This is a genomic window from Vreelandella jeotgali Hwa (genome assembly GCF_000334215.1).
Classification (GTDB): domain Bacteria; phylum Pseudomonadota; class Gammaproteobacteria; order Pseudomonadales; family Halomonadaceae; genus Vreelandella; species Vreelandella jeotgali.
This window is the reverse complement of sequence record NZ_AMQY01000014.1, coordinates 182431-203532: the sequence shown is the minus strand read 5'-3', so window position 1 is coordinate 203532 and position 21102 is coordinate 182431. Positions and strand designations below refer to the sequence as shown.

16 protein-coding genes, 1 tRNA gene and 1 other RNA gene are annotated in these 21102 nt (G+C 63.6%); 12 read left to right on the top strand and 6 right to left on the bottom strand.

All coding sequences use genetic code 11. From position 1 onward, the window contains the following. Positions 1–17: 17 nt before the first annotated feature. The 3 genes from C793_RS0106950 to C793_RS0106940 all read left to right on the top strand — a co-directional run bounded on the left by C793_RS0106950 (position 18) and on the right by C793_RS0106940 (position 3344). On the top strand, positions 18–1610 hold the full coding sequence (locus C793_RS0106950; RefSeq protein ID WP_017430221.1) for an MFS transporter: 1593 nt from the start codon (positions 18–20) through the stop codon (positions 1608–1610). Positions 1611–1690: 80 nt separating this feature from the next. Further along, positions 1691–3016, top strand: coding sequence for an MFS transporter (locus C793_RS0106945; protein ID WP_017430220.1), 1326 nt, complete (start codon positions 1691–1693; stop codon positions 3014–3016). A 61-nt stretch (positions 3017–3077) separates the two neighbouring features. Beyond that, complete coding sequence (locus tag C793_RS0106940; protein ID WP_017430219.1) at positions 3078–3344, top strand: DksA/TraR family C4-type zinc finger protein; 267 nt, start codon at positions 3078–3080, stop codon at positions 3342–3344. On the opposite strand, the gene C793_RS0106935 is transcribed toward C793_RS0106940, so the two are convergent. Continuing rightward, positions 3341–3790 (bottom strand): NUDIX hydrolase, encoded by a 450-nt coding sequence (locus C793_RS0106935; protein ID WP_017430218.1) that lies wholly within the window; start codon positions 3788–3790, stop codon positions 3341–3343. The two genes, C793_RS0106940 and C793_RS0106935, sit on opposite strands and share 4 nt — an antisense overlap. Positions 3791–3814: 24 nt before the next feature. Beyond that, positions 3815–4699, bottom strand: coding sequence for a LysR substrate-binding domain-containing protein (locus C793_RS0106930; protein WP_026106163.1), 885 nt, complete (start codon positions 4697–4699; stop codon positions 3815–3817). 113 nt (positions 4700–4812) lie between these two features. Here C793_RS0106930 and C793_RS0106925 point away from each other — a divergent pair, with 113 nt between their 5' ends. Further along, positions 4813–5979, top strand: coding sequence for a TauD/TfdA family dioxygenase (locus tag C793_RS0106925; protein WP_017430216.1), 1167 nt, complete (start codon positions 4813–4815; stop codon positions 5977–5979). Between the two features lie 158 nt (positions 5980–6137). Beyond that, complete coding sequence (locus C793_RS0106920) at positions 6138–7016, top strand: ABC transporter substrate-binding protein (protein ID WP_017430215.1); 879 nt, start codon at positions 6138–6140, stop codon at positions 7014–7016. A 132-nt stretch (positions 7017–7148) separates the two neighbouring features. On the opposite strand, the gene C793_RS0106915 is transcribed toward C793_RS0106920, so the two are convergent. Next, positions 7149–8015 (bottom strand): fructosamine kinase family protein, encoded by an 867-nt coding sequence (locus C793_RS0106915; RefSeq protein WP_017430214.1) that lies wholly within the window; start codon positions 8013–8015, stop codon positions 7149–7151. Positions 8016–8212: 197 nt separating this feature from the next. Here C793_RS0106915 and C793_RS0106910 point away from each other — a divergent pair, with 197 nt between their 5' ends. Genes C793_RS0106910 through C793_RS0106900 form a run of 3 tightly spaced genes read left to right on the top strand, consistent with a single transcriptional unit; the run spans position 8213 to position 12410 of the window. Beyond that, positions 8213–9205, top strand: coding sequence for an ABC transporter substrate-binding protein (locus tag C793_RS0106910; RefSeq protein WP_017430213.1), 993 nt, complete (start codon positions 8213–8215; stop codon positions 9203–9205). A 19-nt stretch (positions 9206–9224) separates the two neighbouring features. Continuing rightward, positions 9225–10385: an MFS transporter gene (locus C793_RS0106905; RefSeq protein ID WP_017430212.1), complete on the top strand. Its 1161-nt coding sequence runs from the start codon at positions 9225–9227 to the stop codon at positions 10383–10385. Between the two features lie 51 nt (positions 10386–10436). After that, entirely contained in the window at positions 10437–12410 is a 1974-nt protein-coding gene (locus C793_RS0106900; RefSeq protein ID WP_017430211.1) for an acetoacetate--CoA ligase, read from the top strand. Between the two features lie 420 nt (positions 12411–12830). Here the strand turns inward: C793_RS0106900 and ffs are convergent. From ffs to C793_RS0106890, 3 genes are all read right to left on the bottom strand, one after another. Beyond that, positions 12831–12927: signal recognition particle sRNA small type (ffs, locus tag C793_RS14300), an RNA gene on the bottom strand. A 42-nt stretch (positions 12928–12969) separates the two neighbouring features. Further along, positions 12970–13046: transfer RNA gene (locus tag C793_RS0106895), tRNA-Met, on the bottom strand. Between the two features lie 96 nt (positions 13047–13142). Further along, entirely contained in the window at positions 13143–14087 is a 945-nt protein-coding gene (locus C793_RS0106890; RefSeq protein ID WP_017430210.1) for a choline ABC transporter substrate-binding protein, read from the bottom strand. A 315-nt stretch (positions 14088–14402) separates the two neighbouring features. Here C793_RS0106890 and betI point away from each other — a divergent pair, with 315 nt between their 5' ends. The 4 genes from betI to C793_RS0106870 all read left to right on the top strand — a co-directional run bounded on the left by betI (position 14403) and on the right by C793_RS0106870 (position 20936). Next, entirely contained in the window at positions 14403–15041 is a 639-nt protein-coding gene (gene betI / locus C793_RS0106885; RefSeq protein ID WP_176563058.1) for a transcriptional regulator BetI, read from the top strand. Beyond that, the gene (gene betB / locus C793_RS0106880; RefSeq protein ID WP_017430208.1) at positions 15031–16500 is read left to right on the top strand and encodes a betaine-aldehyde dehydrogenase; all 1470 of its coding nucleotides are present in this window, start codon (positions 15031–15033) and stop codon (positions 16498–16500) included. The genes betI and betB overlap by 11 nt, the downstream gene beginning before the upstream one ends. 97 nt (positions 16501–16597) lie before the next feature. After that, on the top strand, positions 16598–18256 hold the full coding sequence (betA, locus tag C793_RS0106875; RefSeq protein ID WP_017430207.1) for a choline dehydrogenase: 1659 nt from the start codon (positions 16598–16600) through the stop codon (positions 18254–18256). A 220-nt stretch (positions 18257–18476) separates the two neighbouring features. Then, the gene (locus C793_RS0106870) at positions 18477–20936 is read left to right on the top strand and encodes an acyl-CoA dehydrogenase (RefSeq protein ID WP_017430206.1); all 2460 of its coding nucleotides are present in this window, start codon (positions 18477–18479) and stop codon (positions 20934–20936) included. Positions 20937–21102: the final 166 nt, after the last annotated feature.

The window sequence follows — 21102 nt, the reverse complement described above, 5'->3', positions numbered from 1 at the left end:
GTCCAGGGAGATACGCCATGACCAGAAAGAACGCCGACATTACCCAGTGGGATATTGAAACGCCCGACTTCTGGGAAAGCGACGGCAAGCGGGTTGCCACCCGCAACCTGTGGATCTCGATTCCCAGCCTGCTGCTGGGCTTTGCCGTCTGGCTGATGTGGGGCATGATCACCACCCAGATGCAAAACCTGGGGTTTGCCTTCACGGTCAACGAGCTTTTTACCCTGACCGCGCTGGCCGGCCTTTCCGGCGCCACCCTGCGCATTCCCGCCTCGTTCATGATTCGCATCGCCGGCGGGCGCAATACCATCTTCCTGACCACGGCGATGCTGATTATTCCGGCGCTGGGCACCGGCATGGCGCTGATGAACCCGGGCACGCCGCTGTGGGTATTCCAGCTGCTGGCGCTGCTATCGGGGATCGGCGGCGGCAACTTTGCCTGCTCCATGAGCAACATCTCCAGCTTTTTCCCCAAAAAGCAGCAGGGTTACGCGCTGGGCATGAACGCCGGGCTGGGTAACTTCGGCGTCACCACCATGCAGATTCTGATTCCGCTGGTGATGACCACGGGGCTATTCGGCGCCGTGGCGGGCGGTCCCATGGCGCTGGAAAGCGCCAGCGGCACGCTGATCGGACGCATTGACGCCGGCACCGACACCTGGATTCAGAACGCCGGACTCGTCTGGCTGGTATTTCTGATCCCGCTGGCCTTTGCCGGCTGGTTCGGCATGAACAACCTGCGCTCGATCACGCCGTCTCCGGGCACGCCGCTGTCCGCCTTCGGCAAGATTTTCGGGCTCTACATGCTCGGCCTCATTGCCTCGGTGGTCGGCATGGTGGCGCTTGACTGGGTCAGCATGTGGGTCGCGCTGCCGGTTACTATCCTGCTCACGCTGGGGCTGATGCTGCTGCTTCCCGGCGGCATCAAGTCGAGCATCAAAACGCAGTACCGCATCTTCCGCGACAAGCACACCTGGGCGATGACGGTCATCTACACCGCCACCTTCGGCTCCTTTATCGGCTTTTCCGCCGCCCTGCCGCTCTCGATTACCGTGATTTTCGGCAACATGATGGAAGTGGCCGCCGACGGCACGGTCACGCGTGTGGCCAACCCGGATGCCCCCAGCGCGCTGACCTGGGCGTGGATGGGGCCGTTCGTCGGCGCGCTGATTCGCCCGGTGGGCGGCTGGATTGCCGACAAGACCGGCGGCGCCCTGGTCACTCAGATCATTTCGGTAATCATGGTCGTGGCATCCGCCGCGGTGGGCTACGTGATGATGCTGGCCTACAACGCGACCAACCCCAACCCCTATTTCTGGATGTTTCTGCTGCTGTTTATCGTGCTGTTTGCCGCCAGCGGCATCGGCAACGGTTCGACGTTCCGCAGCATCGGGGTGATCTTCAACATCCAGCAAAAGGGGCCGGTGCTGGGCTGGACCTCCGCCGTGGCGGCCTACGGTGCCTTCATTGCTCCCCGGGTCATGGGCGAGCAGATCAAGGCGGGCACGCCTGAGCTGGCGATGTACGGTTTTGCGGTCTTTTACGCCGCCTGCCTGGTCATCAACTGGTGGTTCTATCTGCGCCGCGAGGCCTACGTCAAAAACCCCTGATACCACAGCAGCCAACCCGGGGATGCCCAGCCGCAACCGGCACATCCCCTTTTTTTCAGAGATCTTTCGAAGGTGACATCATGGAACATCTCAAGGGCGTGACTCGCTCTCAACAATACCGGGCGCTGTCGTTCAGTACCCTGGCCTTCACGACCTGTTTCGCGGTCTGGACGATCTTTTCCATCATCGGTGTGAAGATCAAGCAGGATCTCGGCCTCAACGAAACCCAGTTCGGCACTCTGGTCGCCACGCCGGTGCTGACCGGCTCCATCAGCCGTATCTTTCTGGGTATCTGGACCGAACAGCTGGGCGGACGGCGCGTTTTCAGCCTGCTGATGCTGGTCACCGCGGCCTGTATTTTTCTGCTGTCCTACGTGGAATCCTATGCGATGTTTCTCATCGCGGCGCTGGGCGTAGGCCTGGCCGGCGGCTCGTTTATCGTCGGCATCGCCTACACCTCCTACTGGTTTGAAAAGGAAAAGCAGGGCACGGCGCTGGGCATCTTCGGTGCCGGCAACGCCGGCGCCGCCGTGACCAACTTCGGCGCGCCCTTCCTGCTGCTGGCGCTGGGCTGGGAGCAAACTGCCGTGGTCTACGCCGTGATACTCACGGTGGTGGCACTGATTTTCTGGTTCGGCACCCAGGAAGATCCGCTGACCCGCGCTCGGCACGGCCAGGGCGGCAAGGCCGTATCGCTCCGCCAACAGCTGGAACCGCTCAAGCAGCTGCGGGTATGGCGCTTTTCGCTGTACTACTTTTTCGTTTTCGGCGCCTTTGTCGCGCTGGCTTCCTACCTGCCGCGCTATTACGTCGGCGCCTACGACATCAGCATCGCGCTGGCCGGCACCCTGACGGCCCTGTATGCCCTGCCCGCCAGCGTTTTTCGCGCCTTTGGCGGCTGGCTATCCGACCGCTATGGCGCCCGCGTTATCATGTACCTGACGTTTTTTGCCTCGCTGGTCTGCCTGTTCCTGCTGGCCTACCCGGAAACCCGCTACGTGGTCCAGGGCAAGGAAGGTGAAATTGCCTTTTCCATGGCCATGCCGCTCTGGGGTGTGGTGATCATCACCATGCTGCTGGGCTTTTTCATGTCGCTGGGCAAGGCGGCGGTCTACAAGCATATTCCGGTCTACTACCCCAACAACGTCGGCTCGGTCGGCGGGCTGGTCGGCATGATCGGCGGGCTCGGTGGCTTTGTCCTGCCCATCCTGTTTGGCGTCATGCTGGACCTTAGCGGCATCTGGACGAGCTCCTACATGGTGCTGTTCGTGCTGGTGGCGATTTCCCTGATCTGGATGCACGCTGCCATTCGTCGCATGGAGCGCCGGCAGCTACCCGAGCTCAACGACGAGCGCTATCGCTACCTGCCCGAAGTGCAGGACACGACACCCACCACGCCACGTTAACGAACACCGTGATCGCGGGTATACTGATAGCCGTGACACTCACGGCTATCAGGAGCGGATCATGGCAGGCGGCTGGGCGCGCGACGGCGCCGTACAGGATCAGATTGACGCCAGCGTGGAAGACGCCGTGGAACGCGCCAGAAGCGACTTGCACGCCGGCGACTCGGCGGAACACTGCGAGGAATGCGACGCGCCGATTCCTCCGGCGCGGCGCAACGCCATCCCCGGCGTGCAGCTGTGCATTGACTGCCAGGCCGAGGCGGAAAAGCATCAGGCTGCCTCAAGCGGCATCAATCGGCGGGCGAGCAAGGACAGCCAGCTGCGCTAACCTGCTACGGCCTGCTCGGCCAGCTCCAGTACCCGCGGGCTAGTGGCAAGAGCGGGGTTGTCGATCTCGTCGAGCCCAAACCAGCGGGCGTCCAGGGCATCGCTGGCGGCGGCAAGGGTGCCGACCGGATCGCGGCAGACCACGGCCACGAGCACGAAATGATGCCTGAGCACTGACTGCGCATCACGGTCGAGCACGTCGATGGCGGTGAGCACGCGTTCGGCGGCAGCGTTTAGTCCGGTTTCTTCTTCCAGCTCGCGCACGGCGGCCTCGTACACCGTCTCTCCCGGCTCGATCCTGACGCCGGGAAATCCCCAGCAGCCGGCGTCCGGCGGCTTGGATCGCTGCACCAGCAGCACATTTTCACCGTTGACCACCACCGCGATGACAGCCGGCACCGGCTGTACGTCATCGCCCTGCCGAGCCTGTTGTGGCCTCTCCGCCATTGTTTTCTCCGGTTTGCCTGGCGTTTATCGATCCGGGCCCGCTGACCCGAGACGGTCCTTCAGCCAGTCCCAGAGCAGTGCTGCCTCCGGCCGTGGCTGTGGCCGCGCCGGACGCACCAGCCAAAAGCCCTCGTGGCTGTCTACTGGCCGATCGAGCGCAATCGTCAGGTCGCGGCGATGCTCTACCAGCCGGCGATGGGTCAAGGCAACGCCTTCGCCCTGGGCCGCAAGCGCTAGCGTCATTGTCTGAGTATCACAAATCAGCGGCGCGCAGCGCGAAACCAGCGCCGGCACGCCGGCGGCATCCAGCCAGGTAGGCCAGCCAACGGCAAACCCCGCCGCGTGCAGCAGGGTATGCGCTGCCAGATCCTGCGGCCGGGCAATCGTTTGCGCCAGCACCGGAGAACACACCGGCAGCATGGTTTCGCCGCCAAGCGACAACGCCTCCATGCCGGGCCAGGTGCCCTCGCCATAGCGTATCTCCAGATCAGCGCCCTCGGGGCCGAAGTCGTTCGGCCAGATAGCGCTGACAAGCCGCAGCGCCACATTGGGATGCTGTCGCCTGAAGGCGGGCAGCCGCGGTGCCAGCCAGTTCTGCTGCACTACCGGGGTAGTACGCAGGGTGATCGGCGCGTCGCTGGCGTCGCCGAACACTTCACGAGTGCCTTCGGTCAACCGATTGAATCCGTCCTGAAGACTCGGCAGCCACGCCTGTCCCGCCGGTGTGAGCGTCAGGCTGCGCGGATGGCGGACAAAAAGCCGCTGCCCCAGGCGATCCTCAAGCAGGCGTATACGCTGACTGATCGCCGCCTGGGTAACGGCCAGCTCCTGGCCGGCGGCGGTAAAGCTCAATGTCCGGGCGGCGGATTCAAAAGCCTGAAGCCAGATCAGCGGCGGCAACGCACTCATGATAAAGCCCGGCATAAGTTATATGGGGTCATAGCGGTCAGATTAATCGTTTGTGGCCAGGCCGGACAACCATCATCCTTGCGTGCCGTTCAAGACGACACCCAGGAGCCAACATGACCGCAACCGCCGAACGGCGCCCCGTCCTGCCCATGAGCGAGCTGAGCGATTACGCCGGAGGGCCCGCTCTGGTGCGCGCCGAGCCCGCCAGCGATCGCCTCATCCTGAGCTGGGAAAGCGGCGAGCAGGCGGCTTTTTCCCTGAACTGGCTGCGCGATCACTGCCCCTGCGACGAGTGCCGACACGTCAGAACCCGCGAGCGCCTGTATATTCCTCTCGAGCCTCCCGAGCATGCGCCGCGGATGCAGCTGATCGAGGGCAATCTGGAGTTGGAATGGGCAGACGGCCACCAGAGCCGCTTCGACGCCGGCTGGCTATACCAGCGCCGCCCCGGCCAGACGTCGAATGGCACTATTCCCGCACGCCGCCCCTGGGTCGAAGGCTTTCGCCCGGTCAGCGTTGACCACGCCGACTTTACCGGCAGCGCCGAAGGCGAACGTGCCTGGCTTGACGCCCTGCTACGCGACGGTCTGGTACTGCTGGACAACGGCCCACTGGCCGACGAAGAGGTTAGCCGTCTGGCCGAACGCATTGGCCCGCTGCGCCCGACCAACTTCGGCGCGCGGTTCGACGTACGCTCCAAACCCAACCCCAACAACGCCGCCTACACGGCGATCGGCCTGGCGCCGCACACCGACCTGCCCAACTGGCGCCAGCCGCCCGACATCCAGCTGCTCTACTGCCTGGAAAACGGCGCCGACGGCGGCGAGTCCACCTTCCGCGACGGCTTTGCCGCCGCACAAATGCTTCGCGAACGCTCGCCGGAAGCATTCCGCCTGCTCAGCGAAACGGCCATCGACTTTCGCTTCCAGGACGAACATCACGACATTGTCTGGCGTGCGCCCATTCTTACCCTGGGCGCCGATGGCGAGCTTGTGGAAGTGCGCTTCAACAACTGGATACGCGACACTCTGCACCTGCCGCCGGAACAGGCCGATGCCTGGTACCGGGCCTATCGCGAATTCTGGCGTCTGGTACACGAACCCCACCAGCAGCTCGAGTTTTCCCTGGCGCCCGGGCAAATGGTCGCCTTCGACAACCGCCGCATGCTCCACGGACGCAAGGCCTTCAACCCCGAAAGCGGCCGGCGGCATCTACAGGGCACCTATCTGGACCTTGACCTGCTGGAGTCGCGTTTACGGGTGCTGGCTCGCCAGGCTTGAGGCCAGAACTCGCCTCGCCAATACATAACAGCCTGTACCGCGGTAATGTTGAATTGCCAATATTGAACCGTTGAAGTTAACCGCCAATACTGAAAAAAGGTATGTGAATGCGTATTCCCCTGACCGCTGCGTTAATAACCCTCCCCCTGACGCTAAGCATGGCAGGCCCGGCTCAAAGCGATGACGACACCGTCAATATCGGCGTGCCCGCTTGGCCCGGCATCACCGTCAAGACGGAGATAGCCAGCCAACTTCTCGCGCCGATGGGCTACACCGTCAACACCCGCGAAGTGGGTATCCAGATTATCTATGAGGGACTCGAAACCGGCGACCTCGACGTATTCCCGGGTGGCTGGCTGCCCGCCCAGGAGCCGCTTTATACGCCGCTCGACGAAAGCGGCGCGATCACTACGGTGGCCAATAACGTCGACGGCGCACAAATGACCCTGGTTGTCCCCGACTACCTCTATGAACAAGGTATTCGGAGCTTTGCCGACCTGGACGATAATCGTGATCTCTTCGACAGCAAAATTTACAGCTTTGGCGCCGGCTCGGCGGCCAGCCAGGTGCTTGACAAGGCCATCGACAATGACGCTTGGGGGCTTGGCAATTGGCAGCTGGCCGACACTAGCGTGGTCGCCATGCTCAGCGCAGCGCGCAACGCCATCGAACGCGAAGAGCCCATTGTCTGGGTCGGCTGGCGCCCCCACTGGATGAACCTTGAGTTTGATATGCGCTACCTCGACGACCCAAAAAACCTGTTCGGCGAGAACAACGGCGAAAGCCAGGTCCTGACGCTGATGGGCACGCCCTACGCCGACAGCCACGCCAACCTCGTCAGCTTCTTTGAAAACTTTACCTTCTCCGCCGAAGAGCAAAGCTGGATGATCAACGAGTTCGGGCAAAAGGAACGCGCCCCGGATATCGTCGCCCGTGAATGGCTGGAGGACCATCCGGAGCGCGTTCAGGCCATGTTGGAAGGCGTGACAACTCGCGGCGGTGATCCGGCCTGGCCAGCGTTCGAAGCCAGCCTGTAAACGCTGGTCTTCCCGCGTCGTTTTAGCTGCTAAGCAACGGTAGTTGGCGATGACTGATCCACCCGAACTGCGCATATCGGGCGATCTGTCACCCCATTACTGAGTGTTCTGGTGGCCGGGATATGACTGTCGCTATCCGTGTTCCAGCCGCTCTACAGTGCGCTCCACGGCGCTGCGGTAACCGCCGCCGAACAGCAGCAGGTGGTTGAGCAGTGGATACAGCTGGAATAGCGTTTCCCGGCGTGGCCAGTCGTTGGGCGCCGCGCCGTTCCAGTAGGCGTCAAAAAAGGCTGCGCCCGGCGCGCCAAACAGCGTGAGCATGGCCAGGTCGACTTCCGGGTAGTGGCGATACACCGCGGGGTCGATAATCCCCGGCCCTTGCGGGGTAAACACCACGTTGCCCGACCAGAGGTCGCCGTGCACCAGGCTCGCCGGTGTGTTCGGCAGCCAGGTCTCCAGGCCGTCGGCGATGTCGTTAATGCGCCGGCGCAGGCTGTCACTCAACAGCCCGTCGGCATGGCAGGCTTCGGCCAGCGGTGCCAGACGGCGTTCACGCTGAAAGGCGCGGCCGTCATCCAGCGGGGCATTGGGCTGCGGGGTATGCCCGCAGGCGTTGTCCCGGGGCCAGCCGTGTGGCGTGGCAGTATCGCCATGCAGCTGGCGCAGCCCTTCTCCCAGCGTTTCCGCCAGGCGCGGCGTGCGGCCCTGTTCCAGAGCTTCCATGATCAGCCAGCCGTTGGCCTCTCCCAGCACCTCGGGCACGACCAGGCAGGTGCCGGCCCGGCGCAACGCGCGCAGGCCATCGGCCTCGCCGGCCAACCGCGCGGGGTCGTCCTGTTTGGCCACCACGTCGCCCTGTTCGGTCGCCAGGCGGTAAACGCCGGCCATATCACCGCCGCTCAGGCCTTGCAGGCGACCCTGTGGCGTCAGCCCCGCCTCGCTCAGCAGCGCTGCCAGCGCGTTGTCGCTGCGGTCTTTTCCCGTGGCTTTCGATGTCATTGCCTTCATCTCCCGGCTGTTTTGCTCCTGTTTTCTCCATTTTGCCTCCCGCTGCTGCTCCGGTTCCGAGTCCTTTTGCAGGCATTACCGATGCACCGGGCAGCGGCGACAGCAGCGTGGGAAGCGTGCTCGATCATGGCATTTTTCGACAATCTGTTGCAGGCTATGAGGTTGTTTTCGCAATGGGAGAATCCGCTATGACACTGTTATCCAGCACGTTATCCAGCACACGGCTATCCACCACATATCGCCCGCTGGTAAGCGCTATCGTGTCAGCGGGGCTGCTGACCCTGACCGGCATCTCCGCGGCGCAGGCGGCATCCGCGCAGGATACGCTGGACGAAGTGCGCTTTGGCGTTCCGCCCTGGCCGGGCATTACCGTCAAGAGTGAAGTGGCCAGCCAGCTGCTGGAAACCCTCGGCTACGAGACCCGCCAGCGCGAGCTGGCCGTCAGCGTCATCCTCAACGGTCTGTCCCAGGGCGACCTCGAAGCCTACCTCGCGGGCTGGTACCCCCAGGAACGCGATATGCTGGCACCGCTGCTGGAAGATGAGTCGGTAGTGGAAATCGTCGACAACATCCCCTCGGCCATTACCGGCATTGCCGTAACCGACAACGCCTGGCAGGCGGGTGTCCGCAGCATTACCGACCTGGACGACCACGCGGAGCGCTTCGGCAACCGCATCTACGGTATTGAAGCCGGCTCGGGCATCAACGATGCCGTTCTCAAGGTCATCGACGAAGAGCGGTTCGGGCTCGGCGACTGGCAGCTGCAGGAATCCAGCGCCTCGGCCATGCTCGCCCAGGTGGGCCAGAAGGTCGAAAAGGACGAATGGGCCGCCTTTATCGGCTGGCAGCCGCACTGGATGAACGTGACCTATGACATGCACTATCTCGAAGACGCCGACAACTCCGGCGCAGCCGAGCTGGAAGGCCACGTTGCCACGGTGGTGCGCTCCGATATTGAAGACAAGGACGCCAACCTGACGCGCTTTTTCGAGCAGTTTGTGGTTGGCAGCAGCGTCCAGAGCGAATGGGTCAACGCCTACTCCCGCGAAGAGCGCGACGCCGATAATGTTGCCCGGGAATGGATCACCAATCATCAGGATACCGTCGCCGAGTGGCTCGACGGTGTTGAAACCCGCGACGGCGAGCCCGCCATGCAGGCAGTACGCGACCAGCTGCAATAAACGCCACCGGAGATAGCGCATGGCATTCACTCCGCCCCGAGCCGCCGAACCCCAGCCCCGACGCCTGGCGGGGATGAGCTGGGCGCACTTTCTTAACGACGGTGCGGCCAACTACCTGCCGGGGGTGCTGCCGGCCATTCTGATCTCGATGAACCTGTCGGTAGCGCTGGCGGGCACCATCATGGCCGCCCTGCTGATGGGGCAGGCGCTACAGCCGCTGGTGGGCCTGCTGGCCGACCGCGTGGGCGGGCGCATCATGGTCGTGCTGGGCCTCACCGGTTCGTCGCTGGGCGGAGCGCTTATCGGCTTCGTCCCGGATTTCTGGTCACTGCTGGCAGTGCTGGCGCTGATCGGTATCGCCAACTCGTTTTTCCACCCCCAGGCGCTGGCCGGCATACGGCAGCTGGGCGGCAACCGGCCGGGCATGGCCATGTCGGTTTTCATGGTCGGCGGCGAAGTCGGCCGCGGGGTGTGGCCGGCCATTGCCAGCTGGGTCGTGGTTCAGTGGGGGCTCGCATACCTGTGGGTGCTCACCCTGCCGGCGCTGTTTACCCTGCCGCTGCTGTTCCGCTTTGCCCCGCGGCTGCCGGCGCGCACGACCAATGCCACGCCCATCGAGTGGCGCCGTCACGCCCGGCCGATTACCCGGCTGATTGCCTTTTCCACGCTGCGGTCGCTGATGATGTTTTCCGTCATCACCTTTGTTCCCGTGGCATGGGCACAGACCGGCGGCTCGCTGACTACCGGCGCCAGCTTTATTACGGTGATGCTGGTCGTGGGCGTGATCGGTAATGTGGGCGGCGGTCATCTGTCCGACAAGGTGGGACGCCGGCCGCTGATGGTCTCGGCCATGATCCTGTCGACCCTGATGCTGGCCGCTTTCATGCTCACCAGCGGTGGCTGGGTATGGTTGGTGCTCGGCGTGCTGGGCATCAGCCTCTTTGCCACGCTGCCGCTGGGCGTGCTGATGGCCCAGGATATTCTCCCCGAAAACCGCTCGCTGGGATCCGGGCTGGCGCTGGGACTATCCAACGGCCTGGCCGCACTGGGTATCATGCTGCTGGGGCCGGTAGCGGCCCATTGGGGGCCCGAAGCGCCGCTATGGGTCGCCCTGGTCGGCGGCGCCGCGACCATCCCCTTGGCGGCCGGCCTGCCGGAGCACGACACCGCGGAAGGCTGAGCGCCGCATCTCTTCCTTGCGCTGAAACCACCATCAATGGGTGACACAACAATGAGCTACGCCAATATTGCCCCGTCGCGTTGCTGGACGCCTACCGACAGCCAGCGTCAGGCCACACAGATGATGCAGTTTGCCCGGCAGGCGGGGCTGGAAAACGCCAGCTATGCCGGCCTGCACCGTTATTCGGTGGCCTGCCTGGAAGATTTCTGGGCCGAGTTCTGGCAGTTTTCCGGGATTAAAGCCAGCGCCTACGACCGGGTATTAACGCCGCAAAACGACAAACGCATGATGGAGGCACGCTTTTTTGACGGGGCCACCATCAACTTTGCCGAAAACATGCTGGCCGGCGACCCGAACAGCATCGCCATCATCGAAACCGGCGAAGGCGGCGTCGGCAGAGAGGTAACGCTTGCCGAGCTGCGCGCCCGTGTGGCCGGCGCTCAACAGGCGCTGCGCCAGCTGGGTGTGGGCGAAAACGACCGCGTTGCGGGGCTGCTGCCCAACACCCTGGATACGCTGGTCATGGTGCTGGCCACGGCCTCGATCGGCGCCATCTGGTCCGTATGCGCACCGGAGTTCGGCGTCTCGGGGGTTCTCGACCGCTTTGGCCAGATCGAGCCGAAAGTGCTGATATCGGTCTCCCGATACCGCTATAACGGCAAAATCCACGAGCTCGACGAGCGCATCGGCGAGATCGCCCGGTCGCTCGACGTGGAACAGGTGCTGATGCTCGACGACACCGAACCCGAGGCCTCGCCGATCGGGGTCAGCCGGTTAAGCGACCTGGCGGCCAACAGCGCTGACGAGCCGGACTACCCGCGCTTTGATTTCAACCATCCGCTCTACATCATCTATACCTCGGGCACCACGGGGCTGCCCAAGTGTATCGTCCACAGCACCGGCGGTACGCTGATCGAGCATCGCAAGGAGCACATGCTGCATTGTGATATCGGCCCGGGGGATCGCGTGCTGTATTACACCACCACCGCCTGGATGATGTACAACTGGATGATCACCACCCTGGCCAGCGGTGCCACCCTAGTGCTCTACGACGGCGCGCCGGTGCCCCGAATCGACGCCGAAGGCAACAAGGATACCGACCTGCTCTGGCGCCTGGCAGCCGAGACCGGCGCCACCCATTTCGGCACCAGCCCGCAGTACCTCAAGCTGATCATGCAGGGCGGCTACCGCCCGGGAGAGACGCTGGACCTGTCCGCGCTGCGTATGATCCTGACCTCCGGCGCACCGCTGACCGCCGACCTCTTTGACTGGGTATACGACGCGGTAGGCAGCGATCTTTGCCTGGCGTCGATTTCCGGCGGTACCGAGATCCTCGGCTGCTTCGTCATGGGCAACCCGGCCGAGCCGGTGCACCGCGGCGAAATCCAGGGGCCGGGGCTGGGCATGGCCGTCGCGGTGCTGGACGACCGCGACATTCCCGTCACCGGCCGCGAAGGCGAGCTGATCTGCACCGAGCCCTTCCCGTCCATGCCGCTGGCTTTCTGGGGCGACGATGGCCGCCAGCGCTATCTGGATACCTACTTCAGCGACCGCGACGATATCTGGACCCACGGCGACATGGCCGAACTGCGGCCGTCCGGCGGCGTGGTGATTACCGGGCGCAGCGACACCATGCTCAAGCCCGGCGGCGTGCGCATGGGACCGTCGGAAATCTACCGCGTGGTCGAGGCGCTGGACGACATCGAGGATTCGGTTGTAGTGGGCTACCCCACCGGCGACGGCAACATGGATCTCTGGCTGTTCGTCGTGACCCGCGACGGCCAGGCATTGGACGACGCCATGCAGGACCGTATACGCAAGCGCCTGCGCGCTGAAGCCTCGCCGCGCCACGTGCCCAAAAGGATTTTCCCGGTCGCGGAAGTGCCCTACACCTTCAACGGCAAGAAGGTGGAAAAAGCCGTGCTGCAGCTGGTAACCGGCAAGCCGGTGAAAAACCGCGGCTCGCTGCTCAATCCCGACTGCCTGGACGAATACGCCCGCATCGCCGACAACACGACGGCGTAACCCCGCCGGCGTCAACACAGGCCAGTATCAACACAAGCCAGTAACCGGGGGCGTTCAGCGCCCCCTTTTTTCAACAGCTTTTCGGCATCTTTCAGTACCCTTCCGGCGCCTTTTCAGCATCGGCTCCCTCCCACCCTTTAAGCACCTTTTCCAAGCGCCAGTCTTTATCAGACCTTTTTATTAGCAATAGTTTATATGTTATGCGTTTATTTGCTGCGATGATATCGCGGCATCGAGCAACTAACGCGGCTCCAGGGGTCGTTCAGGGATCGGAGATTCAAGAGGTAAAAATGCAGGTATAAGGACAGGGATGCGGGGACAGAAGCAGCAGAGAAAAAAGATGCAGCGGCGAGGAGTCGAGAGGCAAGGAGAGAAAAATACAGGGGATGGAAATGCTACAGAGGGCAGAAATGGAGGCGGCCCCAAAAGCCGCATCCCGGCACACGCATCCATCACTACCGTTGCTCCCTTCCGGGCCTGGCGGGGTTCGCGATTTAGCGTTGCGGGAGGACCTGAGGGGCCACCATCGCAGCAGGCCGACGCCCGCGTTTTCTCGCTGTGGTGGCTACGCCCTGATTCGAACAGGGGACCCCATCATTATGAGTGATGTGCTCTAACCAACTGAGCTACGTAGCCTTTTCGCCATCAGCGGGCACGCATTATGCCCGCTGATAACGGCAAAGGCAAGTCATTTTTCCTGCCCTTGCCGCGTATGGCGCGATTCGGATGCAATCAGTTCAGCGCGGAACGCACGGCCGGCGCGCCGGGCTCGCCGTCAGCGGTGGTAACGCCGTCCAGCCAGTCGTCGAGCACTTCGTCGTTGGCCTTGAGGTAGGCGTGAGCGGCATCGCGGGGATTTTCCCCGTCGTCCATGATGTTGCCCATCAGCTGGTTTTCCATTTCCAGCGTGAACGTCAGGTTATTGAGCAGCGTGCCGACGTTGGAGCATTCCTGGGTATAGCCACTGCGGACGTTGGTATACACCGTGGCGCCGCCGAGATTGGGGCCAAAGTAGTCGTCGGCGCCGGACAGATAGGCCATGTCAAAGTTGGTGTTCATCGGGTGCGGCTCCCAGCCCAGAAACACCATCCACTTTTCCTTGGGCGTGCGCGCCTTGAGCTCGGAGAGCATGCCCGCTTCGCTGGAATCCACCAGCTGCCAGTCGTCCAGGCCGTAGGCACCGTTGTCGATCATGTCCTGAATCAGCTGGTTGCCGTCGTTGCCGGCTTCGATGCCGTGAATGCGGGATTCAAACTTTTCCGCATGCTCGGCCAGGTCGGTTACCGAAGTCACGCCGGCGTCGTACACGTACTGGGGCACGGCCAGGGTGTACTTGGCGCCTTCCAGATTGGCTTCCAGGCGCTCGACGCTGCCGCCATCCACATAGCGGTCGCTGATGGTGGCCATGGTCGGCATCCAGTTGCCGAGGAAGACGTCGAAGTCGTTGTTTTTCATGCCCGAGTAGGCAATCGGCACGGAAACGGTATCCACCCGCGTGTTGTACCCCAGTCCTTCCAGCACTTCGGTAGTGAGCGCGGTGGTCGCGGTAATGTCGGTCCAGCCGACCTCGGCAAAACGGACGGTATCGCACTGCTGCGCCAGGGCGGTAGCGGGAACACCGGCGGCGAGGGTCAGGGCAGCAACCCAGCGCAGCGATGACGGAGCGGAAAAGCTCATGTGAAATCCTCCAGTCGTTGATTGATCCAGCGTTGCGCAACGGGCGTTGCGGAAAACGAGCTGTTTGAACCCGTTAACGCCAGGAATCGCTATTGAACAAATCATTGATTGAACGTTCAATAAAAAAATATTACGCTACACAGGTAATCACGCATGCACGCCGGTTTCAAGTGCATAGCGTCATTCGGTTCCGAGGCAGGCGCGGCCAAGGCTGACGCCATCGGCGCCACAACGCCTCCGCCGAGCGGCTTCCGGGCCGCTTCGGCGACTTTTTTCAACGCCGCGTCCAGACGCGCGACACCGGGAGAATACGCCGTGCCCAAGGTGGGAGTAGAGTCCATGCGCCGCCAGCAGCTGATCAATGCCACGATGAACGCCATCGACGACATTGGTCTGGCCGACGCGACCATCGTGCAGATTGCCCGCCGGGCGGGCGTATCGGCGGGTATTATCAGCCATTACTTTGGCGGCAAGGATGGCCTGCTGGAAGCCACCATGCGCCAGATTCTGACCGATCTGGGCAACGCCGTGGGCGAACGCCGACGCGAGCTTGCCGACGACGCTCCCCGGGCGCGCATCGGCGCCGTCATCGAAGGCAACTTTGATCGCACCCAGGTCACCGGCCCCGCCGCCAAGACCTGGCTGGCCTTCTGGACGAGCAGCATGCACCAGCCCGAACTGGCACGGCTGCAAAACGTCAACGACCGCCGGCTGTACGCCAACCTGTGCTTTCATTTTTCCCGGGTGATGCCCCGCATTGAAGCGCGCGACGCGGCTCGGGGGCTGGCGGCGATGATCGACGGCCTCTGGCTGCGCGGCGCGCTTACCCCCGACGGGCTGGATGCCGACGGCGCGCGACGCCTGGCGTTCGACTGCCTCGACCAACTGCTTGCTCACCACTGCGGCACCGCTGACCCCCGGCCAGCCGCCGAAGGAGACTCCCATGACACATGATATTCATCCGCTTTACATCGACGGCCGCGCCGTTGCGGCAACCTCGGGCGAGACCTTTAGCGTCACCAACCCGTTTGATGCCGGCCTGCTCGCCACCGTCGGCCAGGCCAGCAGCGCCGACGTCGACACGGCCGTTGCCAGCGCCGCCCGGGGTCAGCAAGCCTGGGCCGCGATGACCGGCATGCAGCGCGGCGAAGTGCTCAACCGCGCCGCCGCCATGCTGCGCGAGCAGAACGCGACCCTGGCCGAGCTGGAAACCCGCAACACCGGCAAGCCGCTGAGCGAAACCACCGAGGTGGATATTCACACCGGCGCCGATGCCCTGGCGTATTACGCCGGCCAGGCCGCCGCCATTGAGGGGCGCCAGATTCCGCTGCGTCAGGACTCTTTCGTCTATACCCGCCGTGAGCCGCTGGGAGTAGTCGGCGCTATCGGCGCCTGGAACTATCCGCTGCAGATCGCCTGCTGGAAAGCCGCTCCAGCGCTGGCTGCAGGCAACGCCGTGGTGTTCAAGCCCAGCGAGGTAACCCCGCTGACGGCAATGAAACTGGCCGATATCTTCACCGAAGCCGGCCTGCCCGACGGCGTGTTCAACGTGGTGCAGGGCGATGGCCGCGTGGGTGAAATGCTCACCCGGCACCCGGATATCGCCAAGATCACCTTCACCGGCGAAGCCGGCACCGGCCGCCAGGTCATGGCAACCGCCGGCGGCTCGACGCTGAAGGACGTCACCATGGAGCTCGGCGGCAAATCGCCCATGCTGGTGTTTGCCGATGCCGACCTGGACCGCGCGGCCGATGCGGCGATGATGGCCAACTTCTATTCCAGCGGTCAGGTCTGCACCAACGGCACCCGGGTTCTGGTCGAGGAGTCGATCAACGAGGCCTTTGAAGAGAAGCTGTTGGCCCGCGTGGCGCGTATCCGTGCCGGCGACCCCCTCGATCCCGAGGTCAACTTCGGCCCCCTGGTGAGCTTTGAGCATCAGCAAAAGGTACTGGACTATATCGCCCTGGGCAGGGAAGAAGGTGCCCGCGTGCTGACCGGCGACGACGCGGCGTTTACTCATGGCGCCTTCGCGCAGGGTGCCTGGGCGGCGCCGACCATTTTCGCCGACTGCCGCGACGATATGCGCATCGTCCGCGAGGAAATTTTCGGCCCGGTGATGTCGCTGCTGACCTTCAGCGATGAAGACGAAGCCATCCGGCGCGCCAACGCCACCGACTACGGCCTCGCCGCCGGGGTATTCAGCGAAAGCCTGAACCGTGCCCACCGCGTCATCCACCGGCTCGAAGCGGGCATCTGCTGGATCAACACCTGGGGCGACTCCCCGGCCGAGATGCCGGTCGGCGGCTATAAGCAGTCCGGCATCGGGCGGGAAAACGGCCTGGAAGCCCTGGACCACTACACCCGGACCAAATCCGTCCAGGTGGAAATGGGCCCGTTTGAGTCCGCGTTTTAACGCGCCTGTATTGACCCCACACCACATGACCTGCATCAACATGACCTGACCCGGCTACGGCCCCTGCCCCAGCGGCGGGGGCTCCAAGGAGAGCTCCATGTCCCGGACCCGCGAATTCGACTACATCATCATCGGTGCCGGCTCTGCCGGCAATGTGCTGGCCACCCGCCTGACCGAAGACAGCGACGTCAGCATCCTGCTGCTCGAAGCCGGCGGCCCCGATTATCGCCTGGATTTTCGCACCCAGATGCCCGCCGCGCTGGCCTATCCGCTGCAGGGCACGCGCAACAACTGGGCCTTTCATACCGACCCGGAGCCGCACATGGGCGGCCGGCGCATGGAATGCGGACGCGGCAAGGGCCTCGGCGGCTCATCGCTGATCAACGGCATGTGCTACATCCGCGGCAATGCTCTCGACTACGACGGCTGGGCGCAAAATCCGGGGCTGGAAGATTGGGACTACCCCAGCTGCCTGCCCTACTTCAAAAAGGCCGAACGTCGGGACGTCGGCGCCAACGACTACCACGGCGGCGACGGGCCGGTGGATGTGGCTACGCCCAAACCGGGCAACAACCCGCTGTACCGCACCTTCATCGACGCCGGCGTGCAGGCGGGCTACGCCGAAACCGAGGACGTCAACGGCTATCGTCAGGAAGGCTTTGGCCCCATGGACCGCTTCGTCACTCCCAACGGCCGGCGTGCCTCCACCGCCCGGGGCTATCTCGATACCGCCAAACAGCGCGACAACCTGACCGTGGAAACCCACGCGCTGACCGACGTTATCGAGTTTGACGGCAAGTGCGCCACCGGCGTGCGCTACTCGCGCAAGGGCCAGCCGCGGACGGCACACGCCCGGCGCGAGGTGCTGCTGTGCGCCGGCGCCATTGCCTCGCCGCAGATTCTGCAACGCTCCGGCGTAGGCGATGCCAACCTGCTTGAACGTCTGGGCATCACGCCGGTTCACACGCTGCCCGGCGTGGGCGAAAACCTCCAGGATCACCTGGAAATGTACCTGCAGTACGAGTGCAAGGAACCGATTTCGCTCTACCCCGCGCTCAAGTGGTATAACCAGCCCAAAATCGGCGCCCAGTGGCTGTTCGGCGGCACCGGTGTCGGTGCCAGCAACCAGTTCGAGGCCTGCGCCTTTATTCGCTCGAACGACGCGGAAGCCTGGCCCAATCTGCAGTACCACTTTCTGCCCATCGCCATCAGCTACAACGGCAAGAGCGCGGTGCAGGCCCACGGCTTTCAGGCCCATGTCGGCTCCATGCGTTCGGAAAGCCGCGGCCGGGTACAGCTGACGTCGAAGGATCCAAGCGTCGCGCCCAGCATCCTGTTCAACTACATGGCCACCGAAAAGGACTGGCAGGAATTCCGCGACGGCATCCGGCTGACGCGCGACATCATCGACCAGCCGGCGTTTGACGCCTACCGGGGTCGGGAAATTGCCCCGGGCCGCGATGCCCAAAGCGATGCCGAGCTGGATACCTTCATCCGCAACAACGCCGAAACCGCCTACCACCCCTGCGGTACCTGCCGCATGGGCGAAGACGACCTGGCGGTCACCGACGGCGAAGGACGAGTGCACGGGGTGGAAGCGCTGCGCGTGGTGGACGCCTCGCTGTTCCCGCTGATTCCCGCCGGCAACCTCAACGCGCCGACGATCATGCTCGCGGAGAAAATGGCCGACCGGATTCGCGGCCGCGAGCCCCTGCCGCGCGCCGACGTGCCCTATTACGTGGCGGAAAGCGCCTGAGCGAACAAGGCAAAACATTCGGGTACGGCCTCGGCCATTGCCGACAACACCAGGCGCTGCGGATCATCCGCAGCGCCTTTTTTTGCGGGGGTTGCCGGCGGCGCCGTCTCTCCTGGGCCAGAGTTGACTTGCGGACCGGGGGTAGAGTCTGCGAGTATTCAAACGAGTGTTCGAATAGATCGTCTGACACTACCGTTCTGACGCTACCTGGAGAGAGTCTATGCTCACCTTACTGTTAATCGTGCTGGCCGTCGTCGGCCTGGTCATCGTGCTGCGGCGCGAGGCCGGTGCTGTGGCGGGGCTGCTGGTACCCGGCGTACTCGGCCTTGTCGGCCTGGGGCTGGGAGCACCGGTGATCGGCGTTGTGCTGCTGATCGGGGCCGCCGTGATTGCCATTACCAGCCTTCCGCTGGTGCGCCGGGCATGGCTGACCCCGCGCCTTTTTGCCATGTTCAAGAAGATAGCCCCCAAGGTATCCGATACCGAGCGCACGGCGCTTGACGCGGGTACCGTTTCCTGGGACGGCGAGCTGTTTTCCGGCAGGCCGCAGTGGAAAAGCCTGCTGGCCTATAACGATAACGGCCTGACCGACGCCGAGCAGTCGTTTCTTGACGTGCAGTGCTCAAAAGCCGCCGGCATGTGCAACGCCTGGGACATTGCCCGGGAACGCGCCGACCTGCCCCTGGAGCTCTGGGATTACCTGAAAAAGCAAGGCTTTTTCGGCATGATCATCCCGGAAGCCTATGGCGGTCTGGGCTTTTCGGCCAAGGCGCAGTCGATGGTGCTGCAAAAGATCTCGGTCAATGAAACCCTGATGAGCACCGTCGGCGTACCCAACTCGCTGGGGCCGGGTGAGCTGCTGCTGAAATACGGCACCGAAACACAGAAAGACCACTATCTGCCGCGCCTGGCCGATGGCCGCGAAATCCCCTGCTTTGGCCTCACCGGCCCGCGCGCAGGGTCCGATGCCACCTCGCTGCCCGATACCGGCATTGTCTGTCAGCAGACCATCGACGGCGAAGACGTGCTCGGCGTGCGCCTGAACTTTGAAAAACGCTGGATTACCCTGGCCCCCATCGCCACGGTCGTGGGCCTGGCCTTCCGGCTGTTTGACCCGGACAACCTGCTCGGCGACGACGAGGATCGCGGCATTACCCTGGCGCTGATCCCCCGTGATACCGACGGCATGGACATCGGCCGGCGTCACGCGCCTATCGGCAGCCCCTTCCTGAACGGCCCGATCCGGGGGGAAGACGTCTTCGTGCCGCTTTCCACCATCATCGGCGGCGAGGCCATGATCGGCGAAGGCTGGCGCATGCTGGTCGAGTGCCTGTCCATCGGCCGCTGCATCACCCTGCCCTCGGGCGCCACCGGTACCGCGCGCTACGCGCTGGGCTGGAGCGGCGGCTTTACCCGCATCCGCCGCCAGTTCAACGTACCGGTCGCGGAGATGGAAGGCGTGCAGGAGCCGCTCTCGCGCATGGCCTCCATGGCCTACATTACCCAGGCCACGGTGTACCAGACCGCCAACCTGATCGACCACGGCGAAAAACCCGCGGTGCCGTCGGCGATTCTCAAAAGCCAGCTGACCGAGTACCAGCGCGTACTGCTGGGTGATGCGATGGACGTCCACGGCGGCAAGACCGTCACGCTGGGTCCGCGCAACTATCTGGGCATCGGCTACAGCGCCAACCCGGTGGCCATCACCGTGGAAGGCGCCAACATCATGACCCGCAACCTGATGATCTTCGGCCAGGGGGCGATTCGCTGCCACCCGTACGTGCTCGCCGAGCTGGCGGCCAAGGACACCGATGACGCTAGGGCGTTTGACAAGGCGTTTTTCGGCCACATCGGGCTGATTTTCGGCAACGCCGCCCGCGCCTTCACCATGGGGCTCGGGATGGGCAAACCCGACGTGCCCTTTGACGAGCCGGCGAAAACCTACGCCCGGGATATCGCGCGCCTCTCCGCCGGCTTCGGCCTCTGCGCCGACGCCGCCATGGCCAGCCTGGGATCGGCGTTGAAGAAACGCGAGATGCTCTCGGCGCGGCTGGGCGATGTGCTGTCCAACCTGTATCTGGCTTCCATGGTGCTCAAGCAGTGGGAAGCCGGCAACAAGGTCGAAGGCGAAGAAACGCTGATGCACTTCAGCTGCCGCTTTTTGCTCCAGCGGGCCGAACAGGCGTTTATTGAAACTTTCGATAACCTGCCCAACCGGGCACTGGGCAAAACGCTCAAGCTGCTGGTCATGCCCACCGGGCGTCGCTGGAACAAGCCCCACGACGACCTGGCGCGGGATATCGCCAAGCGCGTCTCCACGGATTCGGCGCTGCGTTCGCGTCTACTGCAGAACACCTGGGACCAAAACGACGGCGACCAGCCCAACCCGCTGGCCACGTACAACGCCCTGCTGGCGGAGTACGACCGCGCCGAAACGCTCTATCGCACGCTCAACAAGGCCTATGCCAAAGGCGAGCTGCCCGGAACGGCGCTGCACCCCGAGCAGCGTGTAGAAGCCGGCCTGGAAGCCGGTCTGATCAGCCGGGAAGACGCGCTGTTCATGGAAGAGTTCGAGGCTCAGGTGCTGGAGCTGCTCACCGTGGACGATTTTGCCTTTGACGAGCTGGCGAGCAACAAGTCGGAGGTGATTTATCACACCGACGACCTGAAGCCATCCTGACGTCGCGGCGCATGCCGTTGACGGCCCTTTCGGCCATTCTGCCCCGGCGCCATGCCGGGGTTTTTTATGGCCGGTGGCCGCCGTTTTCCTGTACCAACCAAAAAACGGGCACCTGCCGTGGCAGGTGCCCGTTTTCGCTTTTGGCTTCATCGCCCTGGGGGCATTG